We start from the raw sequence: 16,241 nt of genomic DNA, 5'->3' as shown, positions 1-16,241 counted from the left end.
GCATGCCTGCGCTGATCCGTTCCCGCCTGACCGACTGGACCACCCTCGTACCCCCGATCGCGGTCCTGGTCCTCGCGGCCTCATGGGGACGGCACCTGCCCGGCGGGCTGATCGTGGTGGTGGCCGCGCTGCTGGCCGGCGCGGTGCTGGCCGCCGTGCACCACGCGGAGGTGGTGGCGCACAAGGTGGGGGAGCCGTTCGGCTCGCTGCTCCTCGCCGTGGCGGTCACGGTGATCGAGGTCGGACTGATCGTCACCCTCATGATCAGCGGCGGGGACAAGACCCAGGCGCTGGCCCGGGACACGGTCTTCGCCGCCGTGATGATCACCTGCAACGGGATCTTCGGCCTGTCGCTGCTGATCGGCGCGCTGCGACGCCGGATAGCGGTCTTCAACCCGGAGGGCACCGGTGGGGCGCTGGCCACGGTGGCCACGCTCGCCACCCTCAGCCTGGTGGTGCCCACCTTCACCATCGGCCGGCCGGGCCCGCAGTTCTCCCCGGCGCAGCTCACCTTCGCGGCGGTGGCGTCGCTCGCCCTCTACGGCCTCTTCGTGATGGTGCAGACCGGCCGGCACCGCGACTACTTCCTCCCGGTCACCCAGGAGGGCAGCATCCTGGCCGTCGACGCCGACCAGGACGGGCACGCCGACCCGCCGTCGGCCCGCACCGCGCTGGCCAGCCTTGCGCTGCTGCTGGTGGCCCTGGTCGCGGTGGTCGGCAACGCGAAGATAATCTCGCCGACGATCGAGGCGGGCGTCTCGGCGGCGAAGCTGCCGCAGGCGTTCGTCGGGGTGGTCATCGCCCTGCTGGTGCTGCTGCCGGAGACCCTCGCCGCGGCCCGGGCCGCCCGGCGGGACCGGGTCCAGATCAGCCTCAACCTGGCCCTCGGCTCGGCGATGGCCAGCATCGGCCTCACCATTCCGGCCATAGCGCTGGCGTCGATCTGGCTGGAGGGGCCGCTGCTGCTCGGTCTCGGCGGCACCCAGCTGACGCTGCTCGCGCTCACCGCCGTGACCGGCGTACTCACGGTGGTGCCGGGCCGGGCGACGGTGCTCCAGGGCGGGGTGCACCTGGTGCTGCTCGCCGCGTTCGTCTTCCTCGCCGCGAGCCCCTGATCGTCGGGGCCGTCATTTGATCGCGCCGAGGTCCAGCACGACGAGTTGATCGTCGGTCGCGCGCAGGGTCAGCACCTCGGGCTCGAAGTCCGCCAGCTGATTGTTCCAGCCGTACCCCGGTGAGGCGGCCGCCGGTCGGGGCTCGCTGATCCCGGCCGCCTTGCCGGTCGTGCGGTCCCAGATGAGGTGCAACCACGCCGCCGGAAGTTCCAGCTGACCGATCGCCAGCCGCCCGCCGTGGCTCGGGGACAGTTCCCCCCGGTAGGGCAACTGCACGGGGTTGCTGCCGTCCAGCTCCTGCAATGCGATCCGGTCCCCCGAGCCGCGGCCAGCGCACCAGGTGGGCCCGCACTGCACGAACTGGACGTCGGTGGCCGCCTTCCACCGCAGCCGCTCACCGGTCACCACGTTGCGCAGTTCACCCGACGGCTTCGCGTCCAGACCCGTGCCGAACCGCTGGTCCGTGATCCACGGCGCGGCGTTCGCCGGAACGAATCCCTGGCTGTCCGGGACATCGGCCGCCGGACCACCGCTCAAGGAGACCCGGCGGACCGACACCCGTGGGCCCTCCGGCAGCTTCCACCTTCCGGGCGCCTCCTGCTCCCAGATGATCGAGTGCCCCGCGACACTGAACCGGGGCGCCGACCCGTCGGGAAGGTCCGTCAGGCGACGCGCCGGACCGCCGTCGAGGGGTGCGACCCATGCCTCCCGGACGTGGCGGTTGTTCCGGAAGCCTTCGAGAAACCAGACCGCCTGCCCGTCCACCTCCCGCGCCATGAGGACCCGCGACATCGCCAGACCCTGAGTCACCGCCGACGTGGCCAGCACCGTCACGGTCCGGGACCGGACGTCAAGAACCGACGGGCCCGCCTCGCCATCGAACCGGTCCCGCGCCACCAGGTAGCGGCCATCGCCGAGGACGGCCATGACGGCGTAGCGGGATCCGTCGGGAAGTGTGCCGGGCAGCCGATGGACGGCCTCCGGCCAGACCTTCTGCGGCTCGGGCAGGTTGGCGAAGTCGGGGATCCGGTCCGGCGAAAAGACGTACTCGGGTCCGTGGTCGGGCTCCGGCGCGGCCAGACGTACCCCGGCCAGCACCGACCCGGCCGCGAGCGCGACGGCGCAGGCTGCGGCGAGGCCCGCCCGCCGGTGCCGGCGTCGGCGCTGTCGCCCGCGCACCGCGCCGACCGGGTCGTAGGCGGGCACCGGCGCCTCGTCCGCTGCGGAGGCCAGGGTACGCGTCAGGTGTTCCTCGAGCTCGCTGATCATTTCTGCCTCCCGGATGTCGCTGCCCTGTGCTGGGTGGTGTGCGCCCGGAGCTTCTCCAGCGCCCGGGAGGCCTGGCTGCGGACGGTGCCGCGGGAGACGTTCAGCAGCACCGCGATCTCGGCGTCTGTCCGGTGCTCGTAGTACCGCAGCACCAGGACCGCGCGCTGCCGGCGGGGCAGGCGTGCCAGTACCGGCCACAGCTCCGAGGCCGCGTCGATCCGGTCGACCGCCGAATCACCCACCGGCCGGTCCGGCACGTCGGGCATCAGGTGCTCTCGGCGTAGCCGCCGCCACCAACTGATGTGCAGCCGTGCCATGGTGGTGCGGACGTACGCGTCGGGGTTGTCCCGGCGGACCACCCGCGGCCAGGCGGAGCCCAACCGCGCCAACGCCTCCTGCGCCAGGTCGGCGGCATCGTGCGGGCTGCCGGTGAGCACATACCCGTAGCGCACGAGCGACATCCACCGTGCCCGGACGAACTCCTCGAAGGCCGGTTCGGCACCATCCATGGCCACCTCCTCGAATTCGGGACGCCCGAGGAGGGCGAACTGTTGCACGCCGCTGGATGGATGCCCTGCCGCGGCGACAGGCTGCCTGGCTCGACGCGGCCGCTCTCCGGCGGTCAGTCGTGCAACTCGGTGCGGGCCACCTCGGCGAACGCGGCGGTCAGGTAGTCCGCCAGCGGCCGGCCGGTGGCCGCCAGCAGGTCGGCCACGAGCAACGGCGCGTGTCGGGCGATCGCGGCCGGGTCGGGCGGTGTGTCGTCGTCGCCCGGTTCGTAGACCCCGAGGGCGCTCGCCAGCAGGACCAGCAGCACGTGCGGGTCGACGTCGGGCCACCAGAGCGCGGCGGACCGGACAGAGCGCTCCAGCACCTGGCGGACATCGTCCCCGGCCAGCCCGTCCGGGTGGGTCTCCTCCAGCAGCAGCCGGACCACCCCGCCGAGCACCAGGCCGGCCCGGTCGGCGGCGGCCAGCCGCTCCACCGCCGGCCCGTACGCCTCGGCGTCCCGGTCGTGCGCGGCGGCGACCGCCTCGGTGGCGGCCCCGGCGATCTCGCGGGCCGGGGCGGGCAGGTGGCGCCAGGTGGTGGTCACCGGGCCAGCATGGCAGACGCCGTGTTCTTGCTCACCCAGCGGCTCTGCCGAGCGCACAACGGCCGGTAATCCGTTCGCGGGTCGTCGTACCCGGCGCACAGAATTCAGCCCATGCTGCGCCGCGCCCTGCCTGCCCGCCCGGAAGCCCGTCGGATCCTGATCGGCACCCTGCTGTCGGCCGTCGGGCGCGGCCTGACCCTGCCGTTCCTCTTCATCTACCTCACCGACGTGCGCGGGCTGTCCGACAACCAGGCCGGCCTGGTGATCGGTTGGTTCGGCGCGGTGACGCTCGCCCTGTCGCCGCTGGGCGGGACGCTGATCGACCGGTTCGGCGCCCGCCGGGTGGTGCTGCCCTGCCTGGCGGTCGAGGCGGTCGGCACGGCCTCGCTCGGACTGGTCCACTCGGTCGGCACGGCCTTCGCGGTCAGCACGATCATGGCGATCGGCGGCTCGGCGATCTGGTCCGGCCAGAACACGATCCTCGCCTCGCTGACCGGCGACGGTGAGCGGCAGCGGGTGTTCGGCCTGAACTTCGCCCTGCTCAACCTCGGCATCGGAGTGGGTGGCCTGATCTCCGGCGCGGTGGTCGACGTGGCCCGTCCGGTCACCTTCCAGGCCATCTACCTGCTGGACGCGTTGAGCTACCTGACGCCGGCGCTAATCCTGCTGACCCTGCCGCACGTCGGGCACCGGCTGGCGCAGGCCAGGGAGGCGGGCGCCGCACGGGCGACCGGGGGCTACCTCACCGTGCTGCGGGACCGGCCGTTCCGGCGTCTGGTCATCTTCGGCCTGGTGCTGACCACCTGCGGATACGCGCAGATCGAGGTGGGCTTCACCGCGTACTCGGTGCGGGTGGTGGAGGTGACGCCCCGGGTGGTGGCCTGGGCCCTGGCCTGCAACACCGTGATGATCGTGCTCTCCCAGCTGCTGGTCATCCGCCGAATGGAGGGACGCAGCCGGACGGGGGCGCTGGCCGCGGTGGGCGCGACCTTCGCGGCCGCCTGGCTGGTCCTCGGCGCGGCCGGCCTGATCGGCACGGGCAACGCGCTGCTCGCCGCGCTGGGCGTGGTGGCGTGCTCGGCCATCTTCGGTTTCGGCGAGACGATGCTGTCGCCGGTCATGCCGGCGCTGACCAACGCGCTCGCCACCGACGAGCTGCGCGGGCGCTACAACGCGATGAGCTCGATGATCTTCGGGATCAGCGGGATCATCGGCCCGGTCACCGCGGGCCCGCTGCTCGGCGCGGCGCACGGGCGGCTCTGGGTGGCGGTCGTGGTGGGCGGCTGCCTGATCGCCTCGGTGCTGGCCCTGTCGCTGCGCCGGCTGCTCACCCCCACCCAGGACGGCCGCACCACGCCGGTCCCGGTCCAGCAGCCGGAGCCCGTCGTCGCCTGAGTGCGACGCTGCGCAACGAGCGACGGGCCCCGGAGCGTGCTCCGGGGCCCGTCGTGGTACGGATCGCCGTCAGGCGGCGGGAACCTCCGCGGTGGTCTGGATCCGGTCCAGCGCCGGCGGGGCGATCGGCGACTTCGCGGTCAGGTAGGCCGTGAAGGCGTCCAGGTCGATCATGCCGGTGACCTGGTTCTTCCCACCGGGGAGGACGCTGAAGCCGTCGCCGCCACCGGAGAGGAAGTTGTTCACCGTGACCCGGTAGGTCGCGGTGTCGGTGACCGGGGCACCGTTGATGGTGAGGCTGCCCCGGACCACCCGGGTGCCGCTGCACGGCGACGCGGCGGGCGCGGTGGTGCCGTTGACGTCGACGACGTAGTGCACCGTCGAGGACGCGTACAGCACCCGGGCGACGGTGAACTGCTGCTCCAGCATGCAGTAGAGCTGCGCGCCGGTCAGGTCCAGCGTCACCAGGTTGTTGGCGAACGGCTGGACGGTGAACGCCTCGGCGTAGGTGACCGGGCCGGCGTCGACGTCGGCGCGGACACCACCGGGGTTCATGAACGCGGCGACCGCGTTCTGCTCGTTGTCCGTGGCGGCGAGCTGGGCGTCGGCGATCAGGTTGCCGAGCGGCGACTCACCGGTCTGGTACGTCGGCTTGCCGTTGGCGTCGACCCCGGTCTGGTACAGGTTCTCCTGGGTCTTGGTGATCGCCTGGGTGGTCTCGCCGACCACCTTGTCGGCCACCGGGCCGAGCGCGGTCTTGTAGTGGTTGATCAGCGAGGTGGTGGCCGGGTCCTTCGAGACGTCCCGGGTGACCACGACGTTGTTCGCCTTGGCGGTGATCACGTCGCCACTGCGCCGGTCGACCTGAAGGTCGATGTCGGTGACCAGGCGGCCGAACGAGCTGGCGCTGGTGACCAGCTTGCCGTTGATGTTGCAGTTGTACGCGGCGTGGGTGTGCCCGCTGACGATCACGTCGATGGCGGGGTCCATCCGGTTGGCGATGTCGACGATCGGGCCGCTGAACCCGGTGCAGTCGTTGATGCCGCCGCCGTTCTGCACGCCACCCTCGTGCAGCAGCACGACGATGGCCTGCACGCCCTGGGCCTGCAGGATGCGGGCGTACTTGTTGGCGGTGTCGGCCTCGTCGGCGAAGCTCAGGCCGGCGACGCCCTGCTGGCTGACGATCTGCGGGGTGCCCTCCAGGGTCATCCCGATGAAGCCGACCTTGACGCCGTCGACCTTCTTGATCCCGTACGGCGGCAGCAGCGGCTGGCCCGTGGCGGTCTTGAAGGCGTTCGCCGACAGGTACTGGAACTTGGCGCCCGCGAACGGCGTGCCGTCGGCGCAGCCGTCGACCGGGTGGCAGCCGCCGTTCTGCATGCGCAGCAGCTCGGTGGCGCCCTCGTCGAACTCGTGGTTGCCGACGCTGGTGAAGTCGAGGCCGGCCAGGTTCATCGCCTCGATGGTCGGCTCGTCGTGGAAGGCCGCCGAGAGAAGCGGGGAGGCACCGATCAGGTCACCTGCGCCGACCGTGATGGTGCGCTCCCGCTCCTCCTCGGTGGCGCCGCGCAGCTGGGCGAGCCGGGTGGCCAGGTACTCGGCGCCACCAGCGGTCTGACCCGCGATGGTGCCGCTGGACCCGGTCGGCGGCTCCAGGTTTCCGTGGAAGTCGTTGATGGCGAGCAGCTTGACGTCGACCGGCTTCGGGCCGGCCTCCGCCTGGCTGGGGTGTACGGCGACCGCGGTGAACGCGGTCGCGGCGAGCGCGGCCAGGCCGACGGCGGCCCGACGCATCCCGGGGACGGACATGGGACTCCTCGTGAGATACCGGCGCGTGACTGTTTCGGGCGATGGTTCGCCCGGCGACCCTGCTGCTTGCCGTGACAGGGGTCGGTCGGCGGGCGGCGTGAGTCGGGGGAAACACCGCCCCGCCGGGGGAAAGCTTCTCATCCACCGGGCGATCGGTCGACCGGGGCGGCACCCCTGGATGCTGGCCAGGGCCGGCGACGTGTACCGGTCTGCCCGACGAGTCGGACATGACGGGCAGATGAATTCCTTCACGGGCCCCCGTTGTCGGGGTTCGGCAGTAGAAAGTAGCCATGACGTCGAACGGGACCACCTGGACGGTGGAGACGGTGCGGTCCGCCGATGGCACCGCGATCGCGTACGAGACCGCCGGGGAGGGGCCGCCCATCATCCTGATCGGCGGGGCCTTCAACGACCGCGGCACCACCCGCCCGCTGGCCGCCGCGCTGGCGTCCGACTTCACCGTGTACGGCTACGACCGGCGGGGACGCGGGGCCAGCGGGGACACCGCGCCGTACGCGGTGCAGCGGGAGATCGAGGACGTGGCGGCCCTGATCGACCGGGCGGGTGGCCGGTCCCACCTCTACGGCCTCTCCTCCGGCGCGATCCTCGCCGCGTACGCGGCGGCCGAGGGGCTGCCGCTCACCGCGCTGGCGCTCTTCGAGCCCCCGTTCCAGGCCGGACCGCACGGCGGACCCAAGCCGGGGCTGGCCGTACGCCTGACCGAACTGGTGGCGGCGGGCCAGCGCGACGACGCGGTCGGGCTCTTCCTGACGGAGGCGGTCGGGGTGCCGGCCGAGGCGGTCTCCGGCATGCGCGGCACACCGGACTGGGCCTGGATGGAAGGGCTGGCGCACACCCTGCCGTACGACACCACGGTGACCGGCGGCGGTGAACTGCCCGCCGCCCGGCTCGCGACGATCGCCGTACCGACGGTCGTGGTGGACAGCACGGGCAGCCCGGACTGGCTACGGGACGCGGCCGCTGCCACGGCGCGGGCGATCCCCCACGCCAGCCACGTCAGCCTGGCGGGCGGCTTCCACGAGGTGCCGCCGGAGACCCTGGCCCCCGCGCTGCGCGACGCCCTGCTGGCCTGAGCCGGCCCGGCAGCGGAGCGGCGGGCCGGCCGGGGCGCCCGGCACCGGGTTGGACCCGAGAGCGGGTCCACCGCTTCAGAACCAGCAGGTCTGCCCGGCCGCGTGGCTGACCTGGACGGTGTGCGTCACGCAACTGTCGCCGGCCAACCGGTGCAGCAGGAAGGCGGTCGGCTCGGCCACCATCCAGATCTCCGGGTCGTCGGTCATGGTCAGGTTCACCTGCGCCCAGGTGCTCGGCGCGGTGGTCAGCACCGTGCCGGCGAAGTTGCTGGTCACCGGCCGGTGCAGGTGACCTGCGGCGACGCGTACGACGTGGGGGTGCCGCTTGATCACCGCGGCGAAGGCGTCGGCGTCGGTGAGCCGGATGGCGTCCATGGCCGGGATGCCGACCGCGACCGGCGGATGGTGCAGGCACACGACCGCGGGCACGTCGGGGCGGCCGGCGAGCACCCCGTCGAGCCAGCCCAGTTGCTCGTCGCCGAGCCGCCCGGCGTCGTCTCCGGGCGCGAGCGAGTCGAGCACCACCAGCGTCGCCCCCGGATGATCGACGTGGTAGTACGCCGAGAAGCCACCACCCAGGTAGGGGGTGCCGCCGAAGGTGTCGAGCAGGGACTCCCGGTCGTCGTGGTTGCCGGCGGCGAGGTGCACCGGCAACGGGAAGCGCCCGATGATGTCGCGCAGCGCCACGTACTCGTCGGGGCGGCCGTTGTCGACCAGGTCACCGGTGATGACCACGCAGTCCGGCCGGGGTCGCAGGGCCAGCACCCGGCCGAGCGCGCGGTGCAGCCCGGACGCCTGCTCGGCGGCGAGCGGGCCGGTGGTCACGTGCGGGTCGCTGAGCTGGGCGATGAGCATCGACGCCTCCTCGGGACCGGGAACCTCACGCTATCGTCGCGGGCCCCGGCGCGCGGCCCCGCCGTACCCACAGGCCGCGTCCACACCCTGTGGATAGCACATGTGTACGAAGGTCGGTGGACCGCCCGCTGAGTACCCTTGGTCGCGCCCCGGCCCCTTGACCTGGAACGACGTGGATCACGAGCGAGTCATCCGAGACGTCACGGTCCGCCTCTCGATGGCGTCGACCGCGCTGGAGGCGTGCCGGTGGACGGTCACCGCGCTCGCCCGGCACACCCCGGCGGCCATCTCGATCCTGCTCGAGGTCCATGACCGGCTGCGCTGCGTCGCGGCCACCGGCGCCTGGCAGGTCTTCTCCACGCTGCCGCCGGAGACCGGGAGCGACACCGCCAGCCCCACGGACGGCCACGATCCGGTCGCCGCGCCGCCAGGCGGCACCCCGGACCGAACGAAGGCCGGTCTGGCACCGCGCCGGGACCTGGCGCCGTCGGTCATCGGCCGGGTGTACGCCTCCGGCGAGCCCGCCACCGTCGCCGACGTCACCGCCGACCCCGACCATCTCCCGGTACGCCCCGACGTCACCGCCGAGGTCTGCGTACCGCTGTGCGACCCGACGGGCCGGCCGATCGGCGTGCTCGACCTGCAGTGGAGCGGCCCGGTCGAGCTGGACCGGTGGCGGGAGACCGCCGAGCGGCTGGCCACCCGGCTGGCCGGCCGGATCGTGGCGCTCGGCGGCCCGCCCGCCGAGAGCCGCAGCGAGAAGCTGCTCCGGCACGCCGCCGCGATGACCGCCGCGCCCACCGACTGGGACCTGATGACCGCCGCCATCACCGCGGCCCGGGACGTCTCGGATCTCTCCGCCGCCGTGCTGGTCCTCGCCGACCGGCCGGAGCCGCGGCTGAGCGCGCCGACCGGCACCCCCGGCGAGTTGGAGTCCCGGATCCGGGCCGAGCTGACCGAGGCCGGCCCCGCCGCGCTCGGCCGGCTGATCGCCCGGGCGCACCGGCACGGCGCCGCGTACACGCTGGGCGAGGCGGGGCACCCGCCGACCGAGGACCACCTGCCGCTGGCCTGGGCCGGGGCGCGGACCCTGGTGACCGTGCCGGTCGGGCCGTCGGACACCGGCGGGGTGCTGCTGGTCGCCGACGAGCGGCTGCTGCGCCCCGACCCGACCACGGTCAACCTGATGGAGCTGCTGGCCGGGCAGGCGTGGGCCTGCCTCGACCGGCTGCGTACGCTCGCCCGGCTGCGCGAGCAGGCCAACTCCGACCCGCTCACCGGGCTGGGCCACACCGGGCCGTTCGGTCGGCGGATCGCGAGCGCCACGCCGGGGCGTACCGCCCTGCTGGCGATCGACGTGGACGGCTTCAAGGACGTCAACGACACGTACGGCCACCAGGCCGGGGACCGGCTGCTGGTCGGGCTGGCCCGGGCGCTGGAGGGGGCGCTGCGGCAGGGCGACGAGCTGTACCGGACCGGCGGCGACGAGTTCGTCGCGGTGATCGAGGTGAGCCGCCCCGAGGAGGCGCTCCGGATCGCCGAGCGGCTGACCGAGGCGGCCCGGCGGACCGGTCGGACGATCAGCGTCGGCGTCGCCCTCCCCCAACCCGGCGAGTCGCCCGACCTGGCCCTCCGCCGCGCCGACCAGGCCCTGTACGCGGTCAAGCGGCACGGCCGCGACGGCGTCCGCCTCGCCGCCGCCTGACCTCGTCCCGCCCCACCGCACCCGACCCCCCGCGGTCGATCATGAAGTTGTTGTCGCGACACGCCGGGCGGCGCGACAACAACTTCATGATCAACGGCTGGATCCGCCGGGGGTGGGATCCGCGGGGGTGGGTCAGTGGGTGAGTTCGGCGGCGAGGAGCTCGGCGATCTGGGCGGTGTTGAGGGCGGCGCCCTTGCGCAGGTTGTCGCCGGTGACGAAGAGGTCGAGGGCGCGCGGGTCGTCGACGGCGCGGCGGATCCGGCCGACCCAGGACGGGTCGGTGCCGACCGCGTCGATCGGCATCGGGAACTCGCCCGCGGCCGGGTCGTCGACCAGGATCACGCCGGGCGCGTTGCGCAGCGCCTCCCGGGCCCCCTCGGCGTCGACCTCGGTGGCGAAGACCGCGTGCACGGCGACCGAGTGGCCGGTCACCACCGGCACCCGTACGCAGGTGGCGGAGACCTTGAGGTCGGGCAGGCCGAGGATCTTGCGCGACTCGTTGCGCATCTTCATCTCCTCGGACGACCAGCCGCCGTCGGCCAGCGAGCCGGCCCAGGGCACCACGTTGAGCGCCAGCGGGGCCGGGAACGGGCCCAGCTCGTCGCCGACCGCCTGCCGGACGTCGCCCGGACGGGAGCCGAGCACCCGGTCCCCGGCGATCTTGCCGAGCTGGGCGTGCAGCGCGTCCACGCCGGCCTGCCCCGCCCCGGACACCGCCTGATACGACGCGAGGACCAGCTCGCGGAGGCCGTATTCACGGTGCAGTGGGGCGACCGCCACGATCATCGCCAGGGTGGTGCAGTTGGCGTTGGCGATGATCCCCTTGGGCCGGTTGCGGACCTGCTCCGGGTTGATCTCCGGCACCACCAGGGGGACGTCGCGGTCCATCCGGAACGCTCCGGAGTTGTCCACCGCGACCGCGCCCCGGCTGACCGCGATCGGCGCCCACTCGGCCGAGACCTCGTCCGGGACGTCGAACATCGCCACGTCCACGCCGTCGAACGCCTCCGGGGTGAGCGCCTGGATGGTGACCAGCTCACCCCGGCACTGCACCTGCCGGCCGACCGAACGCTCGGAGGCGAGGAGCCGGATCTCACCCCAGACGTTGGCCCGGGAGGAAAGCAGCTCGCACATCACCGTGCCGACGGCACCGGTCGCCCCGACCACGGCGAGGGTGGGCAGCGACGGCATGGCCGGCTACCGCCCGGTGCCCGCGTAGACCACGGCCTCGGACTCGCCGCCCAGGTCGAAGGCATCGTGGATGGCCCGGACCGCCTTGTCGAGGTCGGTGTCCCGACACACCACGGAGACCCGGATCTCGGAGGTGGAGATCATCTCGATGTTCACGCCGGCCGCGCCGAGGGCGGCGAAGAAGCCCGCCGCGACGCCCGGGTGCGAGCGCATGCCGGCGCCGATCAGGGAGACCTTGCCGACGTGGTCGTCGTAGAGCAGGCCCTTGAACTTGACCACGTCCTGGATCTTGCTGAGCGCGGCCATCGCGGTCGGGCCGTCGGTCTTCGGCAGGGTGAACGAGATGTCCGTGCGGCCGGTGCCCTCGGTGGACACGTTCTGCACGATCATGTCGATGTTGATCTCGGCTCCGGCCACGGTGTCGAAGATCCGCGCGGCGGCACCCGGCTCGTCGGGCACCCCGACGATGGTGATCTTCGCTTCGCTGCGGTCGTGGGCGACCCCGGTGATCAGTGCCTGTTCCACAGGAAGGTCCTCCATCGATCCGGTGACCATCGTGCCGGTGTTGGTCGAGTATGACGAACGGACGTGGATCGGCAACCCCGCGCGCCGGGCGTACTCGACGCTGCGCAGGTGCAGCACCTTGGCGCCGCAGGCGGCCAGCTCCAGCATCTCCTCGTAGGTGATGTGCTTGATGTGCCGGGCGTTGGGCACGATCCGTGGGTCGGCGCTGAACACGCCGTCCACGTCGGTGTAGATCTCGCAGACGTCCGCGTCGAGCGCGGCGGCGAGCGCCACGGCGGTGGTGTCCGACCCGCCCCGGCCCAGCGTGGTGACGTCCTTGGTGTCCTGCGAGACGCCCTGGAAGCCGGCCACGATGACCACCGAGCCCTCGTCCAGCGCGCCCTTGAGGCGGCCCGGGGTGACGTCGATGATCCGCGCCCTGCCATGCACCGAGGTGGTGATCACGCCGGCCTGCGAGCCGGTGAACGAGCGGGCTTCGTAACCGAGGTTGTGGATGGCCATGGCGAGCAGCGCCATGGAGATCCGCTCCCCGGCGGTGAGCAGCATGTCCAGCTCGCGACCGGGTGGCAGCGGGCTGACCTGGTTGGCCAGGTCGAGCAGCTCGTCGGTGGTGTCCCCCATCGCGGAGACCACCACGACCACGTCGTCGCCGGCCTTGCGGGCGGCCACGATGCGCTCGGCCACCCGCTTGATCCGCTCGGCGTTGGCGACGGAGGACCCGCCGTACTTCTGCACCACGAGTGCCACGACGGTGCGCTCCCTCCCAGCGACGACCCTGAGCGTGCCGGCGCCGCCGGGTTCCGGTCCGGCGGCGCGTGTCAGACCTCCCCAGGGTATCGGGCGGCGCCCGGCACCGGGCCGGGTGATCCCACCATCCGGCCCAGGGTGGGGCGGCTCACCAGGGTCGGACGCACCGCCGGCGGGCGTCGCGACACGCCGACGCAAGAGCCGCGCGGCGGGCCCCCGGGACCCGGGTCGGCACCGCAGAATGTCCCGGTGCACGCTCATCTCCGCGCGGCCCGCCGGCTGACCGGCGCCCTGGCGATCGTCCTGCCGGCGCTGCTGGCCGCCTGCACCGCCGACCCGCCGGAGCCCGCCCCGACCAGCACCGGCGACCCGGTGCCGGCGGAGGTGGACGGGGCCCGCGACGAGTTGGCCGCGCTCGCGGCGGCCGCCCAGGACCGGCACCTCACCGCCACGTACACCTGGACCGGCGCGGACGGTGCGGCCCGGACGGTCTCGGTGACCAGCGCGAACGACGGCACCTGGCGGGTGGACGTGCCCGGTTGGGGGCGTGGCGGCACGGTCGACGTGTCGCTCGCCGGCACCGCCGACGGGCTGTTCCAGTGCGCGCTGCCCTCGGCCGGCCGCCCGGAGGCGGCGAGCTGCGTACGCCTCGGCGACCCGGACGACGCCGTGCCCCGGAAGCTGGACGTCCGGGTGCAGCACCCGTTCACCGACTGGCTGGAGGTGCTGACCGACCGGCGGGCGCCGCTCGCGGTGTCACCGGCCACCCCGCCGGCCGGGATCAGCGGCCAGTGCTACTCGGTGGATTCGACCTCCGCGTCGCTGAATGCCCCGCTGGACGTGGGCATCTACTGCTACCGGCCGGACGGCACCCCGACCGCGGTCCGGGCCGCCTTCGGCACTCTGAAGCTGGCCGGCGAGCCCGGTCCGGCCCCGGCGACCGTGCGGTTGGCCGGCCCGGTGACCGAGGACGAGCCGCTCGACGCCGGGTCGCCCACCGACAGCCCGAGCCCGGAAACGCCCTGACCCCATTGTCCGTTACGGGTGCTCTTAGCCACATCTGACCGGCCCGCCCGAGCGAGCCGGAGCACCGTCCGGGATGCTCCACCCATGGCCGATCTCACACCGCTGCTCGCCTTCCGCTGGAGTCCCCGGGCCTTCGACCCGGACGCGGAGCTCACCGGCGACGAGGCCGCCTCCCTGCTGGAGGCCGCCCGCTGGGCGCCCTCCGCGGGGAACGCGCAGCCGTGGCGGTTCGCCCTGGGGCACCGGCAGGACGAGACCTGGAAGCGGATCCTGGTCAGCCTCCCCGCGAGCGACCAGACCTGGGCGCGGCACGCCGCCGCGCTGGTGGTCGGCGCGCACACCGGCGGCGAGCCGGAACGGGCCGCGTACGACCTCGGCCAGGCGGTCGCCCACCTGACCGTGCAGGCCAGCGCGCTCGGCCTGCACGTGCACCAGCTCACCCGCTTCGACCGGGCCGGTCTCGCCGCCGAACTGGACCTCGCGCCCGGGATCCGGCCGCTGGTGGTGGCGGCCGTCGGCCGTCTCGGCGACCCGTACGCGCTCCCGGCGGAGCTGCGCGCCCGGGAGACCGGCCTGCGCCGCCGCCAACCCCTCGCCGCCCTGCTCCTCCGCTGAGCCCCGCCCCCGGCCCCCGCGCTCGCTCCAGGAAGTAGTGGCCTCGACGGGACCTGGATGCCACTCGATCCAGGATGAAGCACGATCTGGCAAGGCTGCGGTATCCGGTGGAGATTCGGCTCAGCCTTAAATGGGTCGACCGGGCGACGGGGGCACGGTTTGCTCGACGGCCATGGGGGCCAGGGACACCATCCGCACCGCCGTCCGGCACGTCGTACCGCCGGCCGGTCTGACCCGCGCCCTGGCCGTGCAGGCCATGGTGTACGCGACCGGCCACGGCCTCTTCCAGGCCGGCAGTGCGGTCTTCTTCACCCGGGCGCTCGGGCTCAGCCCGACCCAGGTCGGGCTCGGGCTCTCGCTGGCCGCCGGGGTGTCCCTGCTCGGCACGGTCCCGCTCGGCGCGGTCACCGACCGGTACGGCGCGCAGCGGGTGTGGCAGATCGGGCTGGTGGCGGAGGCGGCGCTCTTCGGGGCGTACCCGTTCGTGGGCGGCTTCGCCGGGTTCCTGGCCGTGGTGGTCGCGCTGGCCGTGGTGGACGCGACCACGGGGGTGGCCCGGCAGGTCTACTCGATCAACGTGCTACGCCCGGAGGACCGGGTGACCGCGCTGGCCTACCAGCGCTCGGCGCTCAATGTCGGCTTCGGGCTGGGCGCGGCGATCAGCGGCGTGGTGCTGGCCGTGGACACGCTCGCCGCGTACCAGGGGATGGTCTGGTTCAACGCGGCGATGCTGCTGGTCACCGCGGTCTTCGTGTACCGGCTGCCGCGGGTGCCGGTCGCCGCCGCACCGGCTGCGGGGCCCAGCCGCTTCGCCGTGCTGCGCGACCGGCCGTTCATGGCGGTGTCCCTGCTGTCCGGCCTGCTCGGCGCGCACGGCACGCTCTACCTGGTGGTGCTGCCGCTCTGGGTGCTCAGCCACACCGACGCCCCGCGCACCCTGATCGCGGCGCTGGTGCTGCTCAACACGATCCTCGCGGTGCTGCTCCAGGTACGCGCCAGCCGGGGTGCCGACACGGTGGCCGGCGCCGGTCGGGCGCTGCGCGTCGGCGGCCTGTTGATCGCCCTGTTCTGCCTGGTCCTGCCGATCTCGGCGGTGACCGGCGGGGGGCTGACGATCGTGGTGCTGGTGGCGGCGGGAGTGGTGCTTACCCTCGCCGAGCTGGTCCAGTCGGCCGGGGCCTGGGGGATCACCAGCACCCTGCCGCCGGCCGCGCACCGGGGCGCGTACGTCGGCGCGTTCCGGCTCGGCGGGCAGCTCCAGTACCTGGCCGGTCCCGCCGGGTTGACCGCGCTCGGGGTCACCACCGGCGGCTGGGGCTGGTTCCCGATGGCCGCGCTGTTCGCCGTCGCCGCGGTCGCGGCGGTGCCGCTGGTCGGCTGGGCGGCCCGCCGCCCCCGCCTCGGCGAGACCGCGGCGGTCACCGAGCCGGTCGGACCGGACGCCCCTGCCGTGACCGGACCGGGAGCCGACGAGCCCACCCGCGTGCCGGGTTGATCAGGGGCCTCGCGGGCGTCGAGCGATCCTGGATGCGCCCGCGAGCGCGAGTACCGACGCTCTGGCATGGCACCGACGGCGACTGGGATCCTCGTCTCACATGACGGACCCAGCTACCACCGGGCCACGTGATCACGTAGGGTCACCTTGTCATGTGGCAGGCGCACCTTCTCCTTGGCTGCCGCGACGAGGCCTGACCGGCCGGCACCTCGTCGCGGAGTTGAACCGCGCCGTCCAGCACATCCGAGCTTTCTCGCGGCACCGCCCGGCAACGTCGCCCGGCATCCCGCCGACACCTTCCGAT

14 protein-coding genes are annotated in these 16,241 nt (G+C 73.4%); 7 read left to right on the top strand and 7 right to left on the bottom strand.

Annotated elements, in window-relative coordinates; genetic code table 11:
• Window positions 1-2 precede the first annotated feature (2 nt).
• On the top strand, window positions 3-1,115 hold the full coding sequence (locus tag ACY34I_RS06685) for a calcium:cation antiporter (protein ID WP_187413263.1): 1,113 nt from the start codon (window positions 3-5) through the stop codon (window positions 1,113-1,115).
• A 12-nt stretch (window positions 1,116-1,127) separates the two neighbouring features.
• Here ACY34I_RS06685 and ACY34I_RS06680 read toward each other — a convergent pair whose 3' ends face one another.
• The 3 genes from ACY34I_RS06680 to ACY34I_RS06670 all read right to left on the bottom strand — a co-directional run bounded on the left by ACY34I_RS06680 (window position 1,128) and on the right by ACY34I_RS06670 (window position 3,480).
• Window positions 1,128-2,384 carry a TolB-like translocation protein gene (locus tag ACY34I_RS06680; protein WP_462753492.1) on the bottom strand — a complete coding sequence of 419 codons (1,257 nt, stop codon included), beginning with the start codon at window positions 2,382-2,384 and terminating at the stop codon, window positions 1,128-1,130.
• Window positions 2,381-2,893, bottom strand: a complete 513-nt coding sequence (locus ACY34I_RS06675) for a SigE family RNA polymerase sigma factor (RefSeq protein ID WP_462753490.1) — start codon at window positions 2,891-2,893, stop codon at window positions 2,381-2,383. Before ACY34I_RS06675 ends, ACY34I_RS06680 begins: the two co-directional genes overlap by 4 nt.
• 113 nt (window positions 2,894-3,006) lie before the next feature.
• On the bottom strand, window positions 3,007-3,480 hold the full coding sequence (locus ACY34I_RS06670) for a hypothetical protein (RefSeq protein ID WP_462753488.1): 474 nt from the start codon (window positions 3,478-3,480) through the stop codon (window positions 3,007-3,009).
• 111 nt (window positions 3,481-3,591) lie between these two features.
• Here ACY34I_RS06670 and ACY34I_RS06665 point away from each other — a divergent pair, with 111 nt between their 5' ends.
• A complete protein-coding gene (locus tag ACY34I_RS06665) occupies window positions 3,592-4,875 on the top strand; it encodes an MFS transporter (protein ID WP_462753486.1) in 1,284 nt (427 codons plus the stop codon).
• 69 nt (window positions 4,876-4,944) lie between these two features.
• Here ACY34I_RS06665 and ACY34I_RS06660 read toward each other — a convergent pair whose 3' ends face one another.
• Window positions 4,945-6,684: a bifunctional metallophosphatase/5'-nucleotidase gene (locus ACY34I_RS06660; protein WP_462753484.1), complete on the bottom strand. Its 1,740-nt coding sequence runs from the start codon at window positions 6,682-6,684 to the stop codon at window positions 4,945-4,947.
• A 290-nt stretch (window positions 6,685-6,974) separates the two neighbouring features.
• On the opposite strand from ACY34I_RS06660, the gene ACY34I_RS06655 reads away from it, so the two are divergent.
• Window positions 6,975-7,778 (top strand): alpha/beta fold hydrolase, encoded by an 804-nt coding sequence (locus ACY34I_RS06655; RefSeq protein ID WP_462753482.1) that lies wholly within the window; start codon window positions 6,975-6,977, stop codon window positions 7,776-7,778.
• A gap of 75 nt (window positions 7,779-7,853) precedes the next feature.
• Here ACY34I_RS06655 and ACY34I_RS06650 read toward each other — a convergent pair whose 3' ends face one another.
• Window positions 7,854-8,633 carry a phosphodiesterase gene (locus tag ACY34I_RS06650; protein ID WP_462753480.1) on the bottom strand — a complete coding sequence of 260 codons (780 nt, stop codon included), beginning with the start codon at window positions 8,631-8,633 and terminating at the stop codon, window positions 7,854-7,856.
• A gap of 217 nt (window positions 8,634-8,850) precedes the next feature.
• On the opposite strand from ACY34I_RS06650, the gene ACY34I_RS06645 reads away from it, so the two are divergent.
• On the top strand, window positions 8,851-10,338 hold the full coding sequence (locus ACY34I_RS06645) for a GGDEF domain-containing protein (protein ID WP_462753843.1): 1,488 nt from the start codon (window positions 8,851-8,853) through the stop codon (window positions 10,336-10,338).
• Between the two features lie 132 nt (window positions 10,339-10,470).
• Here ACY34I_RS06645 and ACY34I_RS06640 read toward each other — a convergent pair whose 3' ends face one another.
• A complete protein-coding gene (locus ACY34I_RS06640; protein ID WP_462753478.1) occupies window positions 10,471-11,529 on the bottom strand; it encodes an aspartate-semialdehyde dehydrogenase in 1,059 nt (352 codons plus the stop codon).
• A 6-nt stretch (window positions 11,530-11,535) separates the two neighbouring features.
• Window positions 11,536-12,801, bottom strand: a complete 1,266-nt coding sequence (locus ACY34I_RS06635; protein ID WP_148793070.1) for an aspartate kinase — start codon at window positions 12,799-12,801, stop codon at window positions 11,536-11,538.
• A gap of 249 nt (window positions 12,802-13,050) precedes the next feature.
• On the opposite strand from ACY34I_RS06635, the gene ACY34I_RS06630 reads away from it, so the two are divergent.
• The 3 genes from ACY34I_RS06630 (at window position 13,051) to ACY34I_RS06620 (ending at window position 15,937) form a co-directional block, all read left to right on the top strand.
• On the top strand, window positions 13,051-13,827 hold the full coding sequence (locus ACY34I_RS06630) for a hypothetical protein (protein ID WP_462753476.1): 777 nt from the start codon (window positions 13,051-13,053) through the stop codon (window positions 13,825-13,827).
• Between the two features lie 84 nt (window positions 13,828-13,911).
• Window positions 13,912-14,442: a nitroreductase family protein gene (locus tag ACY34I_RS06625; RefSeq protein ID WP_462753474.1), complete on the top strand. Its 531-nt coding sequence runs from the start codon at window positions 13,912-13,914 to the stop codon at window positions 14,440-14,442.
• A 172-nt stretch (window positions 14,443-14,614) separates the two neighbouring features.
• Entirely contained in the window at window positions 14,615-15,937 is a 1,323-nt protein-coding gene (locus ACY34I_RS06620) for an MFS transporter (protein WP_462753472.1), read from the top strand.
• Window positions 15,938-16,241 lie beyond the last annotated feature (304 nt).

Source organism: Micromonospora sp. RTBAU3-60 (assembly GCF_054963695.1).
The sequence above is the reverse complement of the archived record's forward strand: the minus strand, read 5'-3'. Positions and strand labels throughout refer to the sequence as shown.